The 19,882-nt window shown below is 66.1% G+C and carries 22 protein-coding genes, 1 tRNA gene and 1 pseudogene; 9 read left to right on the top strand and 15 right to left on the bottom strand.

What is annotated here, in order from left to right:
- Nucleotides 1–15: 15 nt before the first annotated feature.
- The 4 genes from ABIA65_RS05450 to ABIA65_RS05435 all read left to right on the top strand — a co-directional run bounded on the left by ABIA65_RS05450 (nt 16) and on the right by ABIA65_RS05435 (nt 3,519).
- A complete protein-coding gene (locus ABIA65_RS05450; RefSeq protein ID WP_354522873.1) occupies nt 16–1,242 on the top strand; it encodes a serine hydrolase domain-containing protein in 1,227 nt (408 codons plus the stop codon).
- A 112-nt stretch (nt 1,243–1,354) separates the two neighbouring features.
- Nucleotides 1,355–1,639: a hypothetical protein gene (locus ABIA65_RS05445; RefSeq protein WP_241402600.1), complete on the top strand. Its 285-nt coding sequence runs from the start codon at nt 1,355–1,357 to the stop codon at nt 1,637–1,639.
- Between the two features lie 42 nt (nt 1,640–1,681).
- Nucleotides 1,682–2,338 (top strand): response regulator transcription factor, encoded by a 657-nt coding sequence (locus ABIA65_RS05440; protein WP_354522872.1) that lies wholly within the window; start codon nt 1,682–1,684, stop codon nt 2,336–2,338.
- The gene (locus tag ABIA65_RS05435; RefSeq protein WP_354522871.1) at nt 2,335–3,519 is read left to right on the top strand and encodes a sensor histidine kinase; all 1,185 of its coding nucleotides are present in this window, start codon (nt 2,335–2,337) and stop codon (nt 3,517–3,519) included. The genes ABIA65_RS05440 and ABIA65_RS05435 overlap by 4 nt, the downstream gene beginning before the upstream one ends.
- A gap of 99 nt (nt 3,520–3,618) precedes the next feature.
- Here the strand turns inward: ABIA65_RS05435 and ABIA65_RS05430 are convergent.
- The 3 genes from ABIA65_RS05430 to ABIA65_RS05420 all read right to left on the bottom strand — a co-directional run bounded on the left by ABIA65_RS05430 (nt 3,619) and on the right by ABIA65_RS05420 (nt 4,758).
- Nucleotides 3,619–3,709: transfer RNA gene (locus ABIA65_RS05430), tRNA-Ser, on the bottom strand.
- Between the two features lie 81 nt (nt 3,710–3,790).
- Complete coding sequence (locus tag ABIA65_RS05425; protein ID WP_241402597.1) at nt 3,791–4,243, bottom strand: nucleoside deaminase; 453 nt, start codon at nt 4,241–4,243, stop codon at nt 3,791–3,793.
- On the bottom strand, nt 4,240–4,758 hold the full coding sequence (locus ABIA65_RS05420) for a tRNA adenosine deaminase-associated protein (protein ID WP_241402596.1): 519 nt from the start codon (nt 4,756–4,758) through the stop codon (nt 4,240–4,242). The genes ABIA65_RS05425 and ABIA65_RS05420 overlap by 4 nt, the downstream gene beginning before the upstream one ends.
- 104 nt (nt 4,759–4,862) lie before the next feature.
- Here ABIA65_RS05420 and ABIA65_RS05415 point away from each other — a divergent pair, with 104 nt between their 5' ends.
- Nucleotides 4,863–5,807 (top strand): prephenate dehydrogenase, encoded by a 945-nt coding sequence (locus ABIA65_RS05415; RefSeq protein WP_354523098.1) that lies wholly within the window; start codon nt 4,863–4,865, stop codon nt 5,805–5,807.
- Here the strand turns inward: ABIA65_RS05415 and ABIA65_RS05410 are convergent.
- The 5 genes from ABIA65_RS05410 to ABIA65_RS05390 are packed head-to-tail and all read right to left on the bottom strand — an operon-like array spanning nt 5,770 to nt 9,846.
- Complete coding sequence (locus ABIA65_RS05410) at nt 5,770–6,369, bottom strand: putative glycolipid-binding domain-containing protein (protein WP_241402595.1); 600 nt, start codon at nt 6,367–6,369, stop codon at nt 5,770–5,772. The genes ABIA65_RS05415 and ABIA65_RS05410 overlap by 38 nt on opposite strands.
- A complete protein-coding gene (locus ABIA65_RS05405) occupies nt 6,366–7,151 on the bottom strand; it encodes an ABC transporter permease (protein WP_241402594.1) in 786 nt (261 codons plus the stop codon). The genes ABIA65_RS05410 and ABIA65_RS05405 overlap by 4 nt, the downstream gene beginning before the upstream one ends.
- Nucleotides 7,148–7,807 carry an ABC transporter permease gene (locus ABIA65_RS05400; RefSeq protein ID WP_354522870.1) on the bottom strand — a complete coding sequence of 220 codons (660 nt, stop codon included), beginning with the start codon at nt 7,805–7,807 and terminating at the stop codon, nt 7,148–7,150. The genes ABIA65_RS05405 and ABIA65_RS05400 overlap by 4 nt, the downstream gene beginning before the upstream one ends.
- The gene (locus tag ABIA65_RS05395; protein WP_354522869.1) at nt 7,804–8,922 is read right to left on the bottom strand and encodes an ABC transporter ATP-binding protein; all 1,119 of its coding nucleotides are present in this window, start codon (nt 8,920–8,922) and stop codon (nt 7,804–7,806) included. The genes ABIA65_RS05400 and ABIA65_RS05395 overlap by 4 nt, the downstream gene beginning before the upstream one ends.
- A gap of 30 nt (nt 8,923–8,952) precedes the next feature.
- Nucleotides 8,953–9,846, bottom strand: a complete 894-nt coding sequence (locus ABIA65_RS05390) for an ABC transporter substrate-binding protein (RefSeq protein ID WP_354523097.1) — start codon at nt 9,844–9,846, stop codon at nt 8,953–8,955.
- 215 nt (nt 9,847–10,061) lie between these two features.
- Here ABIA65_RS05390 and ABIA65_RS05385 point away from each other — a divergent pair, with 215 nt between their 5' ends.
- Entirely contained in the window at nt 10,062–10,442 is a 381-nt protein-coding gene (locus ABIA65_RS05385) for a LapA family protein (protein ID WP_354522868.1), read from the top strand.
- A gap of 12 nt (nt 10,443–10,454) precedes the next feature.
- Here ABIA65_RS05385 and ABIA65_RS05380 read toward each other — a convergent pair whose 3' ends face one another.
- The 3 genes from ABIA65_RS05380 to ABIA65_RS05370 all read right to left on the bottom strand — a co-directional run bounded on the left by ABIA65_RS05380 (nt 10,455) and on the right by ABIA65_RS05370 (nt 13,027).
- Nucleotides 10,455–11,288 (bottom strand): transglutaminase-like domain-containing protein, encoded by an 834-nt coding sequence (locus tag ABIA65_RS05380; RefSeq protein ID WP_241402589.1) that lies wholly within the window; start codon nt 11,286–11,288, stop codon nt 10,455–10,457.
- 92 nt (nt 11,289–11,380) lie between these two features.
- Nucleotides 11,381–12,418, bottom strand: coding sequence for a phosphotransferase family protein (locus ABIA65_RS05375; RefSeq protein WP_354522867.1), 1,038 nt, complete (start codon nt 12,416–12,418; stop codon nt 11,381–11,383).
- 9 nt (nt 12,419–12,427) lie between these two features.
- Complete coding sequence (locus tag ABIA65_RS05370; RefSeq protein WP_241402587.1) at nt 12,428–13,027, bottom strand: histidine phosphatase family protein; 600 nt, start codon at nt 13,025–13,027, stop codon at nt 12,428–12,430.
- 99 nt (nt 13,028–13,126) lie between these two features.
- Between ABIA65_RS05370 and ABIA65_RS05365 the strand changes: the two genes are divergently transcribed.
- On the top strand, nt 13,127–13,888 hold the full coding sequence (locus ABIA65_RS05365; protein ID WP_241402573.1) for an SDR family NAD(P)-dependent oxidoreductase: 762 nt from the start codon (nt 13,127–13,129) through the stop codon (nt 13,886–13,888).
- Nucleotides 13,889–13,893: 5 nt separating this feature from the next.
- Here the strand turns inward: ABIA65_RS05365 and ABIA65_RS05360 are convergent, their stop codons facing one another.
- Nucleotides 13,894–15,771, bottom strand: coding sequence for an alkyl/aryl-sulfatase (locus ABIA65_RS05360; RefSeq protein WP_354522866.1), 1,878 nt, complete (start codon nt 15,769–15,771; stop codon nt 13,894–13,896).
- A 35-nt stretch (nt 15,772–15,806) separates the two neighbouring features.
- On the opposite strand from ABIA65_RS05360, the pseudogene ABIA65_RS05355 reads away from it, so the two are divergent.
- Nucleotides 15,807–16,145: pseudogene (locus tag ABIA65_RS05355) on the top strand (HNH endonuclease); the annotation flags it as partial.
- A 239-nt stretch (nt 16,146–16,384) separates the two neighbouring features.
- On the opposite strand, the gene ABIA65_RS05350 reads toward ABIA65_RS05355, so the two are convergent.
- Nucleotides 16,385–17,233 (bottom strand): NAD(P)-dependent oxidoreductase, encoded by an 849-nt coding sequence (locus ABIA65_RS05350; protein WP_354522865.1) that lies wholly within the window; start codon nt 17,231–17,233, stop codon nt 16,385–16,387.
- Nucleotides 17,230–18,108: an NAD(P)-dependent oxidoreductase gene (locus tag ABIA65_RS05345; RefSeq protein ID WP_354522864.1), complete on the bottom strand. Its 879-nt coding sequence runs from the start codon at nt 18,106–18,108 to the stop codon at nt 17,230–17,232. The genes ABIA65_RS05350 and ABIA65_RS05345 overlap by 4 nt, the downstream gene beginning before the upstream one ends.
- A gap of 91 nt (nt 18,109–18,199) precedes the next feature.
- On the opposite strand from ABIA65_RS05345, the gene ABIA65_RS05340 reads away from it, so the two are divergent.
- Nucleotides 18,200–18,538, top strand: coding sequence for a winged helix-turn-helix transcriptional regulator (locus tag ABIA65_RS05340; protein ID WP_241402569.1), 339 nt, complete (start codon nt 18,200–18,202; stop codon nt 18,536–18,538).
- Between the two features lie 19 nt (nt 18,539–18,557).
- Here the strand turns inward: ABIA65_RS05340 and ABIA65_RS05335 are convergent, their stop codons facing one another.
- Nucleotides 18,558–19,742 (bottom strand): SGNH/GDSL hydrolase family protein, encoded by a 1,185-nt coding sequence (locus tag ABIA65_RS05335; protein ID WP_241402568.1) that lies wholly within the window; start codon nt 19,740–19,742, stop codon nt 18,558–18,560.
- Nucleotides 19,743–19,882: the final 140 nt, after the last annotated feature.

Here is a 19,882-nt window from a genome sequence, read left to right as displayed (position 1 = left end):
GCATCGACGGAGAGCATGAGCCGGCTCGACCCCCACAGAGAAGGACTGATCATGGCCTCGACACGACGCTCATTGCTGAAAATGGGTTTCGCCGGTCTCCTGATCCCCGCGGGATTCACCGCCTGCGCGCCTGAAACACAGCCTCAATCATTCGAAACCTGGCGCCGCGATTTCGAAGCGGGAATTCCAGCACGTATGAGAGCCGCCAACGTTGCCGGAGTCGCTGTCGCCATAGCGTCACGAGACAGCTCGACGCACTACACGGCGGCATTCGGTTTTGCCGATCTGAATCAACAGCGGAAGTTCACCGTTGACACACCGTCGCATCTGGCATCGGTCAGCAAGCTATTCACGGCATCGGCGCTGGTCCAGCTATTTGAACGCAGAGGCCATAGTCTTCACGACGACATCAATGGCTTCATCGATTTATCGGTGCGAAATCCTCACCACCCGAACGTACCGATCACCCCGCATCAACTCCTCACACACACGTCCAGCATTTCCGATGACGGATATGCCGATACGTCATTAGTGGGAGATCCAATACAAAGCCTGTCGAGTTTCCTGCACGACTATCTGTCAGAGGGTGGGAGCACCTATTCGCCGGACGAGTCGTTTCTTCGCGCAGAGCCAGGGACGCAATGGTCTTATAGCAATGTTGCCGTTGCCCTGGCGGGTTACGTCGTGCAGAGCGTCAGCGGGCAGAGTTTCTCCTCCTACGTGGAGACCAACATCTTCGAGCCGCTCGGCATCCGCAATGCGCATTGGTATCTCAAGCAGTTCGAGCCTGGTGTGCTCGCGAAGCCCTACGCGATTGAGCAGGGCAAGCTCGCCGAGCTGCCGCAGGAAGGGTATCCAGACGTTCCCGCCGGCATGCTTCGCTGCTCGGTGGCCGATCTTGCGACATCACTGCGCGCCATGCTCGGCGGCGAGATCGACCAACCGGCAATCCTGTCTCCACCTGCAGTGGAGGCCATGCTGCGCCGGCAGGTCGATCCCACGATCGCGCGCTACCAGGGGCTGGGATGGACGGAAGAGGAGATCAACGGACGCGTGTTCATTGGACACTCCGGCCGCGACACCGGAGCCACCAACATGGTGGTTGTGACCGACGACCAGAGCCATGCTGTCGCCGTGCTGATGAACACCGACGAAACCCTGGACAACGACAAGTTCAGAATGGCACTGACTGAAGACCTCATCGCCGGCGCAGAACTTGGGGTCGTCACCACGAAACCCTGACGAAACAGGGGTTTTGGTGGACTGTGCTCAGGCAGCCACCGACGGCTGTCCCACAGTCGAAAGGGACACCACCATGCGAGTTGCACGACATATCCGACGTCTGTCAACCACCGTGACACTGACAGTGGCGGCGCTGACCATTCTGGGCAGCGGCATCGCTGCCGCGCAGACTCCCGGCGCCGACGTGGCGCCACGCGGTGGACCAACGATGTCCTCCGCGGACGATGTCGCGTGTCTGCAGTTGGCGGACGCCCAGACCAACGACATCTGTCCGTGCGTCATCCCAGCATTGCCAGCAGCCCCGGCGGACTTCATGCCGACCGCGCCGCTACCCACCGACGTCGATGTGAACAGCCTGCCCTCCGCGACCGTCATCGTGAGTGGAGACTGTCGCTAGACACTCACTAGCGCCCAGCATTCGACGGAGTAGGAGTTCGGTTTGCGGATACTGGTGGTCGAGGACGAACCCGTCCTGGCCCGGATGGTGGCGGTGGGACTGCGCCGCGAGGGCATGGCAGTCGATGTCGTGCTCGACGGCAGCGCCGCCCGCGATTTGATCGAGCTGACGTCCTACGACGTGGTCGTTCTCGACCGCGACCTGCCCGAGGTGCACGGTGACACGCTGTGCCGCTGGCTGACAACGTCGAGCGTGCGCACCAAGATCATCATGCTCACAGCCTCCGGCACACTCGAAGATCTCGTCGACGGACTGCATTTGGGCGCTGATGACTACCTGTGCAAGCCCTTCGAGTTCCAAGAGCTGGTAGCGCGCATCCAGGCCCTTGGGCGGCGTACGGCCCCGGTGACCCCACCTCTACTGAGCCACGCTGGCATCACCATGGACACCGCGCGTCGTCACGCCGAACGTGAGGGGCGCCTGTTGTCCTTGACAGTCAAGGAGTTTGGAGTGTTGCGCGTGCTCATGGAGGCCGACGGTGCGGTGGTCAGTGCGGAGGAGCTGCTCGAGCGGGTGTGGGATGCGCACGCCGACCCGTTCACCAGCGCGGTTCGCGTCACCATGAGCAAGCTGCGCGCCAAGCTCGGCGCTCCCGTCCCGATCCGCACATTGCCCGGAAGCGGTTACCAACTGTGTTGACGCGCTGGACTATTCGCACCCGCATCGCGATCGTCTTCGGTTGCGTGTTCTTCACCCTGGGTGCAGTACTACTCGGTGCGGTGTACCTGCTCACTCGACAGGGCACCGACGCCCAGTTGCTGACGATCGCCGATAGCGTCCCAGCACCCCTGCAGTGGATGCCGGCGCAACCCCTTGACGACGACGTGGCGTTCGAACCCATGAATGCCCTCACCGTCACCGCGGTGAGCCGAGAGGTGAGCGACGCGGCCGCCCGCCAGCAGCTGATGTGGTCCGGAGTGGCGCTGGTCGCGGCCGCCCTGTTCGCCGCCGTGGTCGGCTGGTGGACCGCCGCCCGGTTGCTGCGGCCTGTGCACGAGATGACAACCGCGGCCCGCCGCATCAGCGCGGCCAATCTCGATGAACGGCTGAACGCCGGCGCCCCTCGCGACGAACTGACCGAGTTGGGCGAGACGTTCGACAAACTGCTGGATCGGCTGCAGTCGGCATTCGATTCCCAGCGTCGTTTTGTCGCCAACGCCTCCCACGAATTGCGGACGCCGCTGGCGATCCAACGCACACTCATCCAGATCGGGCTACGCGACCCGAGTCCGGATGAGATCGAGCAGGTCCGCCATGAGCTGCTCGTGGCGAACCGCCGTAGCGAGAAGCTGATCGACTCGCTGCTGCTGCTGGCTCGCGGGCAGCACGGCCTGGGCTCCTACGAGGTGGTCGACCTCGCCGCCGTCGTCAGCCATGAAATCGAAGCAGCCGCCGAGGCCGCCCGGGCTGCTGAGGTGTCGATTCACGTGCAAAGGCAACCTGCCCGCGTCCACGGCGACCCCGTCCTTCTCCCCCATCTCGTGCGCAACCTCATCAGCAACGCCATCGCCTACAACCACCCCGGCGGCACCGTGCATGTCGAGACCGACGGCACTAGCCTCGAGGTCCGCAACACCGGCCCCCAGTTGGACAACGAGGGGCTGGCCGAGCTTCTCGAGCCGTTCCGACGCGGCACCCGCACACGCCTGAACACACCCGGAGCCAGCGGGTACGGCCTCGGTCTGTCCATCGTGCGGGCCATCACGACGGCCCACGGCGGCGTACTCACGCTAAGCGCCAACCCGGACGGTGGATTGACAGCCCACGTCCAACTCGACGCCGACGATGCGATTACTGAAGGACGGGTGCACCGATTGTGAATCTCACGACGAAATCCGCCCCGAAACGTCGCCAGATTCACAAACGCCGGAACGCCGACGCAAAAACCGCCCTTACCTGAGTGAACAGGAGGGCGGTTATGGCGGTGGCGGAGGGATTTGAACCCTCGGACGGGGGTTACCCGTCACACGCTTTCGAGGCGTGCTCCTTAGGCCGCTCGGACACGCCACCGTGGGGCAGCCTACCGGGAACCCGCCCGGAGCCCATAATCGCCCAGGCTCATCGCCAGCCCTCGGCTCTTCGCGCGAGCGCTCATCGCTGCTTGGCGAAGAACTCCACCAGCGGCGCGGCGCATTCCTGCTCCAAAACCCCACCCCGAACCTCTGGGCGATGGGTGAGCCGACGGTCGCGCACCACATCCCACAGCGAGCCGACCGCACCGGTCTTGGGCTCCCAGGCCCCGAACACCACCCGCCCCACCCGGGCCATCACCAACGCGCCCGCGCACATGGTGCAGGGCTCCACGGTGACCGCAAGGGTCGTGCCCTCGAGGCGCCAGCCGTCACCCAGTACCTTCGCCGCAGCTCGCATCGCCAGGATCTCGGCGTGCGCGGTCGGATCGCCCAGCGCCTCGCGGGCGTTGGCCGCGCGGGCCAGTTCGGTGCCGTCAGCCGACAACACCACGGCACCGATCGGCACATCGCGGGGACCTGCGGCTGCCGCGGCCTCGAGCGCGCTACGGATCAGCTGCTCGTCGGCGGTCACCGATCGAGTTTGTCCAGCACTGCCGACATCTCGTCGGCGAAGCCCATCTCCTGCGCGATCCTGGCGAGCTGCTCGTCGGCGTAGTCGTCATCGTCCAGGATGATGCTCAGCACGCTCTCGTTGAGACCGATATCGGCCAACACTCCGAGATCACCCTCCTCGAAGGGGTTCTCGTCGTCGAGATCGTCCAGCTCAACATCAGCGTCGAGCTTCCTGAGGATCTCCTCGGCGATGTCGTACTCCAGGGCGGCCGTCGCATCGGACAGGAACAGGCGGGTACCGGCGGGGGCGGGTCGCACGATCACGAAGAACTCGTCGTCGACGTCGAGCAGCCCGAAGACAGCACCGGCGCTGCGCAGCTCCCGAAGCTCGGTTTCAGCCGCGCTGAGGCTGGCCAGCGACGCTGGGCGCATCGCGGTACAACGCCATTTACCGTCCTCCCGGACGACCGCGACACCGAAGCCCTCCGGGAGATCGGCGGCCCGGTTATTCGCCTGCGCGCGCTCTGCTCCCACGGGGTAGACGCTAGTCCCAGACGTGGACCTTTGACCAGCGGTGAGACTAAGCCCAGCGCCTACGTCGGCCGATGGTGTGCCAACCTTGAAGCGTGACCTCACCGGTGTGTGTTCTGGGCCTGGGATTGATCGGCGGTTCCGTGATGCGGGCAGCCAGGTCTGCCGGCCGCGAGGTGTTCGGCTACAACCGGTCCATCGACGGTGTGGAGGCGGCGCGATTCGACGGGTTCGACGCCACCGACGCCCTCGACGAGGTGCTGACGCGCGCCGCGCTCGTCGACGCGTTGATCGTGCTGGCCGTCCCGATGCCCGCGCTGCCCACCATGCTCGAACACGTACTGCGCACCGCACCGGACTGCGCGCTCACCGATGTCATCAGCGTGAAAGGCGCCGTCCTACAGGCGGTTCGCAGTCATGGCCTGCACGGCCGTTTCGTCGGCGGGCATCCGATGGCCGGCACGGCCCACTCCGGCTGGGCCGCAGGCGACGCTCGTCTGTTCGTCGGGGCGCCGTGGGTCATCAGCGTCGACGATGACGTTGACCCGCAGGTGTGGGCACTCGTGATGCAGCTGGCGCTGGACTGCGGTGCCTTCGTCGTCCCGGCCCGCTCCGATGAGCACGATGCCGCGGCCGCCGCGATATCGCACCTGCCCCACATGCTCGCCGAGGCGCTTGCCGTGACGGCAGGAGACGTGCCACTGGCGTTCTCACTGGCCGCAGGATCGTTCCGGGACGGCACCCGCGTGGCGGCCAGCGCGCCCGATCTGGTGCGGGCTATGTGTGAGGCCAACTCCGAGCAGCTGCAGGTCTCGCTGGACCGCACCATCGAGCTGCTCACCCGCGCCCGCGACGGTCTTGCCGCCACCGGATCGGTCGCCGAACTGGTCGAAGCCGGGCACGCGGCCCGGATGCGCTACGACAGCTTCAGCCGCCCACAGATCTTGACCACGACGATCGGTGCGCCCAACTGGCGCCACGAACTCGCTGCCGAGGGCCGCGCGGGCGGCGTGATCAGATCCGCTCTGCCAGTCCTGGGTAGTCGAGGATGAAACCGTTGGAGTCCACCGTGATGGTGGTGTCGGCGACCGGGGACTTCAGTCTCAACCGCTTGCCGTCGTTCGAATAGGTGATGGTCTCGAGTTCGACCGACAGCTCGGGCACTCGCACGTAGACCACGGGAAGCGACACGGTCCCGGTCTTCTTGTTGAGGCCGGTGCGTCTGATCGGCAGAGCGTTGAAGAGCGGGCTGAAGATCACATCGACATCCAACGCGCCGTCGAAGGCCGCCCGGCTGGTCTGGTTCTGGTGGTCCTGGACCATCCACATGTTCTCTTCATCGCGGGCGATGGACAGCTGGCGTTCCCGCTCGGCCAACGTGACCGTCAGCGACAGCCGCTTGGTGGCGCCACCCTCGTCGGTGACCAGGTCATAGGAGGCGCTGAAGGCGGGATGCGATTTGGTCGCCGCGGCGACGATTCGCCCGTAGGCCTTGATGCGGTTACCCGTGAGCTGAACCCGGACGGACTCCATCCTGGACGTGTCATGCGCCCGCCAGGTCAGGACGGCCGGCCAGGTGCCCTCGGTTTCCTCGGAGCGGGCTGCTTCACTCACCCCCCTACCGTAGGCGACGGCCACGGGTGTTCGTGGCCACCCTCCGAACTCGCCCCAGAACGGGACGGAGCCGAGCTCTCCAGCTTGATCTCATCGGCGATGAACGGCTGCGGCATCCGCCTCAGTCGGTCCGCGCCCGGCTCGGACAGCCAGACCGCGAGGGCCAGTACCGCGTCCACGAGGAGCGCCAGCGCCGTCACCATCAACGCGCCGACGAGCGCCAGGTAGAACTCACGGGTCTTGATGCCGTCGATGAGGTAGCGGCCGAGTCCGCCGAGGCTGGCGTAGGCGGCGACGGTGGCCGTGGCAACGATTTGCAGTGTGGCCGTGCGCAGTCCGCTCAGGATCAGCGGCAGCGCGTTAGGCACCTCAACCCGCAGAAGCACCCGCGACTCCGTCATGCCCATCGACCTCGCGGCGTCGACCACCGTGCGGTCGACATTCGCGATGCCGGAGTAGGTGCCCGCCAGCAGCGGCGGGATGCCCAGCAGCATCAGTGCGACGGTCGGCGGGATCAGACCCAGGCCCCACAGCAGCACGCCGAGCAGCAGGACGCCGAGAGTGGGCAGGGCGCGCAGCGCGTTGACACCCGTCACGACCAGGAACGTGCCGCGGCCCGTGTGCCCGATGATCATGCCGATCGGGACAGCGATCAGGGCCGAGAACAGCACCGCCACGACGGTGTACTGCAGGTGCTCCAGGATGCGCGCGGTCAGCCCGGCGGCACCGCCCCAGTTGTCCGCGGTGAAGATGAACGACAGCGCGTCCTGCAGGAAGTTCATTGGGCGCCTGCCTTCGCCCTGCGGCCGGTGCGCACCCACGGTGTGGCGAGCTTGCCGGCCAGCATGATCAGGGTGTCCACGACAATCGCGACCACGAAGATCGCGATGATGCCCGCGATGATCTGGTCGCTCTTGTCGGCCTGATAGCCCTCGGTGAACCAGGTGCCCAGACCGCCGATGCCGATCACCGAACCGACCGACACCATCGAGATGTTCGTGACGGCGACCACCCGCAGGCTCGCCACGAGGACCGGGATGGCCAGCGGCAACTCGACCTTCAGGATCCGGCTCAACGGCTTGTAGCCGACGGCCGTCGCGGCGTCGAGCACAGCGGGCGACACCGCGTCGAGCGCCTCGGGCACCGCCCGCACCAGCAGCGCGACGGTGTAGAGCGTCAGCGCGACGATGACATTGGCCTCGTCCAGGATGCGCGTCGGGATGATCAGCGGCAGCACGACGAACAACGCCAGCGACGGGATGGTGAAGATGATGCTGGCGGTCAACGTGGTGATCCGACGCAGCAATGTCGTTCGCTGCACCAGCGCGCCGAGTGGCACCGCGATCAAGAGCCCCAGCAGCAACGGCAGCAGTGACAGCCACAGGTGGATGAGCGTCAGCTCCCACGCGTCGTCGAGATGGGTGAGCAGATAGTTCACGAGGTCTGACCCGCCCAGGGATCGCGCGGGCGCGTCTTCAGCGCCTCGATGACATCCTCTGCCGTGACCCCGCCGATCACCTGCCGGTCGGCGTCGATGGCGACACCCAGCCCCGACGGCGAGGACAGCGCGGCATCCATGGCCAGCCGCAGCGTGCCATCGGGAGTGAACAGGGATCCGCCGGCGATCGTGCTGTCGTACAAGGACTTTCCATCCCTGTGCAGCGCCACTCCGGCACGGTCCATCCACGCGTACGGAGAGCCGTCCGGTCTGGTCACCAGAACCCAGTCCCCCTCGCCAAGTTCGAGGGCGTCGACATCCTCCTCGGCAACGGTCCGGATGTCATGCAGCGGCAGGCCGGTCCCCGGGGTGAACTGCAGGCCGCGGTACCCGCGATCGGCGCCGATGAAGCCCGCGACGAAATCGTTGGCGGGGTTGGACAACAGACGTTGGGGCGCGTCGTACTGCTGCAGCACGCCGCCGCGGCCGAACACCGCGACCTTCTCTCCGAGCGTGATGGCCTCATCGATGTCGTGGGTGACGAAGACGATGGTCTTGCGCAGTTCGCTCTGCAACCGCAGGATCTCGGTTTGCAGCTCCTCGCGCACCACGGGATCGACGGCGCTGAAGGGCTCGTCCATCAACAGGATCGGCGGGTCGGCCGCCAACGCGCGGGCCACGCCGACCCGCTGCTGCTGGCCGCCCGACAGCTGCGCGGGATATCTGTTGGCGAGCTTGGGATCCAGGCCGACGCGTTCGAGAACGCCCAATGCGTTCTTGCGTGCGGAGCGGCGGGATTCGCCCTTGAGCATGGGAACGGTGGCCACGTTGTCGATGACCTTCAGGTGCGGCATCAGGCCCGCACTCTGAATGACGTAGCCGATTCCCAACCGCAGCTTGACCGCATCGATCTTGGTGACGTCCTTGCCGTCGACGGTCAGCGTGCCCGAGGAGGGCTCGATCATCCGGTTGATCATCCGCATCGAGGTGGTCTTGCCGCATCCGGACGGGCCGACGAAGACCGTCAGTGTGCCTGCGGGCACCTCCAGGCTCAGATCGTCCACGGCGACAGTGCCGTCCGGGTACCTCTTGGTGACGCCTTCGAATGAGATCACGGCAGTTCATTCCCCATTGCAGGTCTCCCCCTAGCCTGGAAGCGGTTTGTCGAATCCGTTGTCCTGGATCCACTTCCGGGCCGCCTCATCGGGATCGATGCCGCTGTTGCCGGATGTGGCGGTGTTCATCTCGACGAGCGCCTCGGTGGACAGCTTGGCCGAGACGGCGTTCAGAACGGTCTTGAGTTGGTCGGACATCTTCTGTGACGCCACCAGCGGAACCACGTTGGCCGCCAGGAAGTTGTTCTTCGGATCCTCCAGCACGACGAGGTTGTTCTGCGGAATCGCAGGCGACGTGCTGAAGATGTCGGCGGCCGTGACGGTTCCGTCGACCAGCGCCCGCACCGTCGCCGGACCGCCACCGTCGCTGATGGAGACGAAGTTGGCTGGCGTGATGTCGAGGCCGTACTTCTCCTTGAGGCCCGGCAGTCCCTCGGCCCGGTTCATGAACTCCGATGGCCCACCGAACTTGACCTCCGCCGAGTGCCTGGCGAGATCCCCGATGGTCTTGAGGTTCCACTTCTTAGCGGTCTCGGCGGTGACGGCCACGGTGTCCTGGTCATTGGCCGGGGATGGCGTGAGGATCGCGAGATCACCGGGCAGCGCGTTGTACAGCGCCAGCAGCACCGCATCGGGATCGGTGGCGTGGTTCTCCTTGTCGAAGTACTGCAGCAGATTTCCGGTGTACTCGGGGATCAGATCTATCGAGTGGTCCTTGACCGCGGGCACATAGGTCTCGCGGCTGCCGATGCCGAACTGACGACTGACGTCGAACCCGTTCGTCTCCAACACCTGTGCATAGATCTCGGCGATGATCTTGGACTCCGGGAAGTCCGCCGAACCCACCTTGATCGTCTTGAGATCGCCCGATATCTGGCCGCCGCCCAGCGGATTGGAACTGCCGCACGCCGCGACGAAGATCATGAGAAGCGCGGCCAGAGCCGCAAGGCCGCGGTGGTGCACGGTGCTACGCGCCGGGATCATGCGAACGTCCTTTCGACGTCACTTGCCAATGAGCGACCCTAACGGCCCTGCGGCCTCGGTGCCGGGCTTTGCATCACGCGTAGCGCTATGACACAAGAGTGATCTACCCAGGGAATGTCTGTTTCATTCACCCCGGGTGGGGGCAAGATGAAGCCATGAGCACCGACCCGCACGAGCCGCCCGTCAACACGGGATCGCCGGCACCCCTCGATCCCACGGTCCACGAGCCGGCGTCGAACTCTCCGGTGCCCAACCCTCCCCCACCTGCGAGTGAGGTGAAGTTCACCCGCGCGGGCGCGCTGTGGTCGGCGCTGATCGTGGGCTTCTTGGTCCTCATCGTGCTGCTCATCTTCATCGCGCAGAACACCGGGTCGGTCATCCTGCACTTCCTGGGCTGGGAGCTGAGCCTTCCGCTGGGGGTGTCGATTCTGGGCGCCGCCGTGCTTGGTGGGCTGGTCACGGTGCTGGCCGGCGCGGCGCGCATCTTCCAGCTACGGCGTGCGGCTAAGAAGAACTACCGGGCCGCTATCCGGTAGGCCGGTAACCCCTCATCGGATCGACACCACATCGTGTATCGAGTCGATGGGCAGATCGCCGTCGACGTATGCCGTGACGTGCGCCGCGTTCAAGATGATGGACCCATTGTGGTTGTCCAGGAACGCCGTGTCGGCGGCGTCGCGTCCGGTCGCGATGCGCACCATCGACTGCCGCGGCGCCAGGCACGTCGCGTCGACCACCCGCCACTGCCCGTCCACCAGCGCCTCCGCCACGGCGTGGAAGTCCATGGGGTGGCATCCCGGCGCGTACACGGCGACCAGTCTGGCCGGCACGTTCACCGCGCGCAGTAGCGCGACCACGAGGTGCGCGTAGTCCCGACACACCCCCTTCCCTGACAGCAGTGTGTCGGCGGCGCCGTCGATCGGATCCGATGAGCCGGGGACGTAACTCAGCCGCCTGCCCACCCAGGCCGACACCTTCTCCAACAGCGTCGCCGAGTCGGTGTACTGACCGAATTCGGTGGCGGCGAAGCCGAAGAACTTGTCGGCCTCGGCGTACCGACTGGGCCGCAGGTACGTCGACGGCTCGATATCGGTTACCGGAGCTGGGTCGGCGTAGCCGACGACGGTGGCCGAGTACTCGGCGATGAGACTGCCCTCACCGGCGTCGAACTTGTGGATCCGGTTGCCGTGCTCACCGATGATCTCGGTGGCCTCGATCGGGTTGCCGTTCAACGTGAATGACAGCGACTCGGTGACGCTCGCACCGGGATGCGGTGCGACGGCGATCTGAAACTCGAGTGTGGTCGCCGCCTCGATGTAGACGTCGAGGTGCGCACCGACCTCGCGCCGGAACGAATCGGCGCGCGGGGTCAATGACGGCATGGTGACCGCCTCTCTGTTTGTGGGATTCCCGCACCGACGCGAGATCTCGCCCGTTCCTACCCCACCACGGGCCGGGCCAAACCGCGCGGCAGTCAGCCGAGTTCGGACAACCCCATCGCGATACACGGTCCGACGGCCGCACCCACCTTGTCCCCATATTCCGTGCCGCCACTCATGCGATCGCGGAACTGGATGCCCGCCGCGATCACGCCCAGCTTGAAGTACGCCAGAGCCATGTAGAAGTCCCAATGTGCCAGTGGCTGGTTGGCGGCAAGCGAGTAGCGGTTCGCGAGATCGTCGGCAGCCGGGATGAGCGACGACGCCCACGCCGCATCGGCGTGCACGTTGTCGAACGTCGGATGGCGATAGACGCACATCAGGGCGGCATCGGACAGCGGGTCGCCGAGTGTCGACATCTCCCAGTCCAGTACCGCGCGCACCTTGGTGGCGTCCTCGGCGTCCAGCATCGTGTTGTCGATGCGGTAGTCGCCGTGCACGATCGCGCTTCTGCTCTGCGGCGGGATCCGCTCACCCAGCTTGGCGTGCAGCAGGCGCACGTCGGCGTCCCGTGGGTCGTCATCGGTCTTGACCAGATCCCACTGCGAACCCCAGCGCCGTACCTGACGTTCGAGGTAGCCGTTCGCCCTGCCGAAGTCGCCGAGGCCGACGGCGTCGGGGTCGACGGCGTGCAGATCGGCCAACACCTTGATCAGCGCGTCCACGCACGCGTCGATGACGGAGTCATCGCCCAACGCCCGGAGTTCGGCGGTGTGTCGCACAACGCGCCCCGGCACGTAGTCGACCATCTGGAATGGCGCGTCGAGCACGGAGTCGTCGTTGCGCATCGTCACGGCGTGGGCGACTGGCACCGCCGTGCCCTCCAGCGCGGCGACAACCTTGTACTCGCGGGCCATATCGTGCGCCGACGGTGTCAGACCGTGCAGCGGTGGCCGCCGCAGCACCCACTTCGAGACGTCGTCGAAGACGAGGAACGTCAGGTTCGACCGGCCACCCGCGATCAGTTCGGCACGCAGGTCACCGGTGCGCGGCACGTCGATCTCGCGCAGGTGGCGATCCAGTGCCCCCAGGTCGAGTCCGTCGAGTGATCCTGCGTCAGTCCCGGAAGTCACCGGACTTGTCTACCACTGCTGGTTCCTCGGCAGCAGGTCCCACACGTGCTCCGTCGAGTTGATCGCCGCCACCCCCAGCCCGCCCCTGCGCGATGACAGCAGCCGGGTGATGCCTGCGTAGTCGACCTGCACGCACAACAGCCGTGAGGTCGACATGATGTCGTGGACCAGCGCATTGATGACGCCACCGTGGCTGAACAGCGCGACGGTGTCCTCGTGCGCGGCGGAGCCGACGATGTCCTCGACCCCGGCCTTGACCCGCGCGATGAACCCGCCCTCGTCCACCCCGCCGGGCAGGTGACCGTCGATGAGGCGCTGCAGGTCCTCCTTCGACGCCTCCTCGATGGGGGTGTAGTGCTCCAGATCCCGGTCGTACTCGGCGAGCCGGTCATCGATGTCGACGGACATGCCCAACGCGTCGGCCACCGGCTGCGCGGTCTGGATCGCGCGGCGCTGCGGGCTGCTCACCAGCCGGGTGATCGGAAACCGCTTGAGTGCATCGGGCAGCCGGTTGGCCTGTTCGATGCCCTCGGGGGACAAGTCGGGGTCCGAACCCTGACCGGGTTCACTTCGCAGCGGCAACGCGTGCCGGATCACGAGCAGTTGCATTATCGCGCTCACTCCATTTCGCCTGATGGCCTTCTCGCCTGTGCCACCATATGGCTCGTGCGCGCCTTCGTGGCACGTGAGCCGGACAGGAGACCTCGCATGGGCTACGCCGACGACCTCTTCGACCTGACGGACCGGGTGGTGTTGGTCACCGGGGGCAGCCGCGGCCTGGGGCGTGAGATGGCCTTCGCCGCCGCCCAGTGTGGCGCCGACGTCATCATCGCCAGCCGCAATCTCGAGTCGTGCGTGATGACCGCCGAGGAGATCTCGGCATCGACGGGTCGCACGGCGTACCCCTACCAGGTGCACGTCGGACGCTGGGATCAACTCGACGGCCTCGTCGACGCCACCTATGACCGCTTCGGCAGGGTCGACGTCCTGATCAACAACGCAGGCATGTCACCGCTCTACGACTCGCTGACGTCGGTGACCGAGCAGCTGTTCGACGCGGTGGTGAACCTCAATCTCAAGGGCCCGTTCCGGTTGTCAACACTGGTCGCCGAGCGCATGATCGCCGACGGTGGCGGGTCGATCATCAACGTGAGTTCGACGGGATCGCTGCGGCCCGATGAGCACATGCTGCCGTACGCCGCGGCGAAGGCCGGCCTCAACGCCCTCACCGAGGGTCTGGCCAAGGCGTACGGCCCGACCGTCCGCGTCAACACCTTGATGGCCGGTCCGTTCCTCACCGACATCAGCAAGGCGTGGGATTTCGGCGCGACGACCAATCCCTTCGCGCACCTCGCACTGCGACGTGCCGGTCAGCCAGCCGAGATCATCGGCGCGGCAATGTTTCTGGCCTCGGATGCATCGAGTTTCACCACCGGATCGATCCTGCGGGCCGACGGCGGGATTCCCTGATCTCGCTAGGGCGTGACGATGTCGAAGCCCGGGTTCGGCCGGTCGAGGGCACTTAGCAGCATCGGCAACGCGTTCGCGTCGCCTGCGACCTCAACCCCTGGCGAGGTGACGTCTCCCGCGGCGAACATCAGCAGCCGTGCCTTGGTGGCGAGCGTGACGGTGGCGCCGGCCGTCGCTGGATCGGCGGGCACTTTGCGGTGCACCAGGACTCCGTTGCGGAGCGTCAGCCGGTAATTGGTCGCGATGTCGGCGAACGTCACGTCGATCGCGAGATCGAGGTCCCACGCACGCGGTCCGTTGACGTTGATGGCCAAGGAGTCGAACATCTGATCCGGCGTCAACTGGCCCAGCAGCGACGGTGACGTCGTCTGGGTCGGCGTGCCGAGGTTCCCCTCCCGAAGCTCGGTGGCGCCGGACAGGAAGAAGTTGCGCCACGTGGCATTCTCGGCACCATAGGCCATCTGCTCGAGAGTGTCGGCGTACAGCTGCCGCGCGCCGGCGTGCTCCTGGTCGGTGAAAACGGCGTGATCGAGCAGCGTTGCAGCCCAACGGTAGTCACCCTCGTCGTAGGCGTGCTGCGCGACCTCGACGACGCGGTCGAGGCCGCCGATGGCCTCGACGTAGCGCGGACCGATGGCCTCCGGCGGGTGCGCCCACAGCCGGGCGGGGTTGCCGTCGAACCAGCCCATGTAGCGCTGGTACACGGCCTTGACGTTGTGGCTCACAGAGCCGTAGTAGCCGTGGGTGTGCCACGCTCGATCCAGTGCCGGCGGCATCTGGAACGTCTCGGCAATCTCGATGCCCGTGAAGCCCTGGTTGAGCTGACGCAGCGTCTGGTCGTGCAGGTATGCGTACATATCTCGTTGTAGGGACAGGAATTCGACGATCTGATCCTTGCCCCACGTCGGCCAGTGGTGCGAGGCGAACACCACGTCGGCTCGGTCGGAGAAGGTGTCGATGGCCTCGGTCAGATACCCCGACCAGCCGTGCGGATCGCGCACCAGTGCCCCGCGCAACGTCAGCAGGTTGTGCATGTTGTGGGTGGCATTCTCCGCCATGCACAACGCGCGAAACTTCGGGAAGTAGAAGTGCATCTCGGCGGGCGCCTCGGTACCGGGCGCCATCTGGAACTCGATCTCGACGCCGTCGAAAGTGTGCTTCTCGCCGGTGGTCTTGATGTCCACCGTCGGGACGATCAGCGCAACCTCGCCGGTGGAACCCACCTGGCCGAGCCCGCACCCGACCTGCCCCTGCGGTCCCCGGGCGAGCGCGGCGCCGTACATGTAGGCGGCACGGCGCGCCATCGCCGTTCCGGCGTACACGTTCTCCTGCACGGCGTGTTCGGTGAAGTGCTCGGGCGCGATGATGGCGACCTTTCCCGCATCGACGTCGGCCTGAGTCGTCACGCCAAGCACGCCGCCGAAGTGGTCCGCGTGGCTGTGGGTGTAGATGACCGCCCGGACGGCCCGGTCGCCGCGGTGCGCGCGGTACAGCGCCAGGGCCGCGGCCGCGGTCTCAGTTGAGATCAGGGGGTCGATGACAATGACGCCGGTGTCGCCCTCGATGAAGCTGATATTGGACAGGTCGAGTCCACGCACCTGGTAGATGCCCTCGACCACCTCGTACAGGCCCTGCTTGGCGCACAGCTGCGACTGACGCCAGAGGCTGGGGTGCACTGTGGTCGGTGCGTCCCCGGCGAGGAACGCGTAGGAGTCGTTGTCCCACACCACTCTGCCGTCCGCGGCCTTCACGACGCAGGGTTCCAGTGCGCCGATGAAGCCGCGGTCGGCATCCTCGAAGTCCCGTGTGTCCTCCAGCGGAAGGGCGCTGTGATGCTCGGCATGCGCGGCTTCGATGACATCGCTCGGCGGCTGCTGCTCCATGGATACGACCATGCCACCAACGACTTCATATCGCGATGGAATGCTGGCCGGAATTTGTCGGCGAACTGGAACGCGTCAAGTCCGCCGCGGCTGCGTCGCAGGCCAGGCATACCGCGCGCCTCGACGAGCTGCGCCGTGCCGGCGAGGCCGCCCGCGGAGGGCCCGGCGCCAAACGGGGGCGCGGGCTGGCCAGCGAGATCGCCTTGGCCCGCCACGACTCCCCCAATCGAGGTGGCCGCCACCTCGGATTCGCCCGTGCGCTGACGCACGAGATGCCGCACACCCTGGCCGCACTGGAAGTCGGCGCGCTCTCGGAGTGGCGCGCCACACTGATCGTGCGGAAATCGGCGTGCCTCGACGTCGAGGACCGTCGCGTCAGGGCCCAACGGGCTTGGCGAATGCGAACGGTGCAACTACGACAAGGAGGCGCCCGGCTGGAGAGTCAATGCCGGGTGCGACGAAGATGGCAGCCACACAGCGGAATTCACCACGCCGACCGGTGACCGCCATCGCTCCAAGGCGCCACCACTACCGGGCCTCCCGTGGACCGAGTACAGCGAACTGGAGTACGGGATCGCCGTGGAGATCGTCCGTCTCCACGCCGCCTGACCTGTCACAGGTACTCGAACAAACCAGATATCTCGTCCTGCCCGTGCCCAGCCGCCACCGCGGCATCAGCGGTGCGCTGCAGCGCCGTCAACGCCGCCGCGTCCACGCCCGCCTCCCCCGATGCGGCGATGAGATGGCGCAGCGAGGCGGCGACTGACACCACCGGGGCCTCGGCCTCGTCGTGCCGGCCGTCACGTATCCGTTCCGCGACCTCGGTGAGAATCGCGGGCAGGATGTCCACGATGCCGAGCGCATGCGGAAGGAGGTCGGTCGCGCCGATGCCATTGGCCTGGGCCACCTTCAGCGCGTTCAGGGCACCACTCATCGAAGTCCAGAACATGTTGAGCAGGGCGACGTCGAACGCGGCGGCGCGACCATAGTCATCGCCCAACCATGTCGGCACCGCGAGCACGGCGAGCACGGCGAGCTGCTCGTCGAACACCTCGCGCGGCCCAGCGCAGAGGATGCTGGCATCCGGAGTCCCGATGGTCGTGGTCGGCGTCATGATGGTGCCGTCGAGATACCGCCCCCCGGCCGCCGCCACCAGCTCTACGGTGCGGCGCGCCTTGTCCGGGGTGTCCGAGGTGAGGCTCACGATGGTGCGCCCCGCGACGGTTGGGCCCGCTGCCGCAACCAGTGCGTCCACCACCGCGTGGTCGACGACGTTGATCAGCGTGATGTCGCTGGCTGCAACGGCATCGGCGGGTGTGGTTGCCCACTCGGCGCCTCTGTCCCGCAACTTCGCGGCCTTCTCCTCGGTGCGATTCCACACCGTGACGGACAGATTCGCGTCGAGCAACGCATTCGCAAGAGCCTGACCCATCGGTCCGAGTCCCAGTACCGTCACGGTCATGCGGCCGACTCCGGGTGCTTGATGCTCTCAATCACGCGGGGGAACCCATCGCGGCCGTGCCCGGCGTCAATCTGCCGGTGAATCAGGCGCTGCACCACATCGACCAGTTCGGTACTGATCCCCTGCGCGCGGCTGGTGTCGACGATGTCGCTGATGTCGGAGAACTCCAAGCTCTGCTGACCCGGCAACGCATAGTCGCCGCCGTCAATGACATCGGCGTACAAGGGGATCGCCGACATCACGTTCTGCAGCAACGCGACTGCGCGTACACCGAAGTCCTTGGCGGGAATCCCCGCCGCACCGACCATCGCCGCGCCGTGGAAGAAGCCGGCGAACATCACATACATTCCCGACAGCAGCGCCAGGTCGTACAGCGATGCCATTCCGGCGTCGTCGCCGAAATACTCGGCGGCACCCCATAACTCGAGAAGCTCGCGGCAATCGTCGTACAGGCCCTGCGACCCGCTGTACAGGACGCTGGACTGCGGTGTTCCGACCAGCGTCGGGGGCACCATGATGCCACCGTCGAGGTACTCCGCGCCCGCGGCCGACGCCCACGCCGCGAGTTCGCGGGCTCCATCGGGTGACGTCGTGGTCAGGTTGATCAGCCGACGTCCCGCGAGGCTGTCCACGATCGGGTCGAGCACGTCGTGCACCGACGCGTGGTCGAACAGGCACACCACGACCGTCGGCGCGGCTTTGACCGCCTCGGCGGCGGTGTCGGCCACCGCGACTCCGTCCAGCGCGGCCGCCTTGGTGCGGTCTCGGTTCCACACGGTGACACTGAATCCGGCGGAGACGGCGGCCCGGGCCAGGGCCGAGCCCATCTCGCCGACCCCGAGGAACGAAACGGGTGAGGAATGTGGGTTGGTCATGTCACCATCGTTGAAGGACGCATCCACCTCGGCAAGTACCCACTAATTAGTGCGGTACTTACTCAGACGAAAGTAATGGCGGTGAGCTGCAGTGACACAACTCGGCCGATACACGTGCGGTCTGGACGCGGCGATGGCGGTCGTCGACGGGAAGTGGAAGCCGCTGATTCTCTGGGAGTTGGAGGCCGGGCCCAAGCGGTTCAACGCCCTGCACCGCAGCCTGACCGGCATCTCACAGAAGATGCTGACGCAGAACCTCAAGGAACTGCAGCGCTACGGCGTCGTGCACCGCGAGAGCTATCACGAGGTGCCGCCGAGGGTGGAGTACTCGATGACCGGACCCGGCCGGCAGCTACTGGAAGCGCTTGAGCCGCTTGGCGACTGGGCCACCGAGCACATCGACCTCATCTGCGCCGCCGACACCGCATAGCCTGATGTCAGAGTTCGGTTCATGCTGAGTTACACGCGAAGGCCCCGGTATCGGTGAAGACGCGTTTCGCGAAGCGTTCACCGATGAGCTGATGGGTCGTGGCATCCGGGTGGAGTTGATCAGGTAGCGGCAGTCGCTCGTGATCGGCTTCGCCGTACAGCTCGCACCCGTCGAGGTAGTGCAGATTGGGGTCCTGCCCGGACCGCTGCGCCACGATTCGAGCCAACTCCTCCCTGATGCTGCGCAACGTCAGCTTGCCGGCTGAGCGCTCGGTGGGATCTCCGGTGGCAACGAATCGCAGCTCTCCCCTACCGAGCGCTTCGAAGTCGAATGCGCCCGGCCCCGGGGTGTCCTCGTGGATGGGGCAGAAGATCGGCGAGACGACCAGCAGTGGGGTACTGGGGTGACCTTCCCGGATCGTGTCGAGGAAGCCGTGCACCGCAGGGCCGAACGCACGCATGCGCATCACATCGGCATTGACCACGTTGATGCCGATCTTGACGCTGATCAGATCGGCGGGGGTGTCGCGCATCGCGCGGGCGGTGAAGGGGTCAAGCAACGCGCTGCCGCTCATCCCGAGGTTGATCAGCTCCACGCCTCCGTGCGAGGCAGAGAGAGCCGGCCAGGTGGTGGACGGACTGGCGGCGCCGGAGCCCTGACTGATCGAGCTGCCATGGTGCAGCCACACGCGGCGACCGTCATCCGGCGCGGGTTCGACGACCGCGTCGGTACGCAGTCCGACCAATTCCGTGCTCTCGTTGTGCGGCAGCCATATCTCGACCCTCTTGATGCGGTCGGGCAGGTCCTCGAAACGGACGGTGCTGACGGGTCCCGCCTGCCTGTCCGCGGCGCCCGTCGCCATGTCGATGGTCACGGTGTTGCCGCCGGGGGCACCCGCTTGACCGACCAGTTGACCGTCGACGAGCAAGTCATACACGCCCTGTGGTCGCGGCGGGGCGCCGATGTAGATCAGTTTGGTGGGCAGCGTGTCGAGTTCGATGGTCGTCGCGCGGGTGCGGAAGACCAACCGCACCCCCGAGGGCTGCGACTCCGCCATCGCCAGTTGGCTGTCAGCGCATTGTGCGCGTGCACCAGCAGGCAGCCGGTGCGGCCGCACGCTGTGTTCGGTGCGTTCGAGTTCGAGAGCCCCGAACACGAGATCCTCGATGACGGCCGTCGTGATCCAGTCGTTCTGGATGTCCATGAGTTTCACCTGTGCATAGTTTGCGGATGTCGCGCCACGCCAACACCACGCGGCGTGCAACTCTGCGAGGCTACGCTCTCAGCGATCTGGACCAGAATCGTGCAGTTCGCCTGCTGGGCAACGGCTCTGTGGTGTCAGGG

Origin of the sequence: Mycolicibacterium sp. 624, from assembly GCF_040548615.1 — a bacterium.
GTDB lineage: Bacteria > Actinomycetota > Actinomycetes > Mycobacteriales > Mycobacteriaceae > Mycobacterium.
Note: the sequence above shows the minus strand (reverse complement) of the source record. Positions and strands in the feature narration are given on the sequence as shown.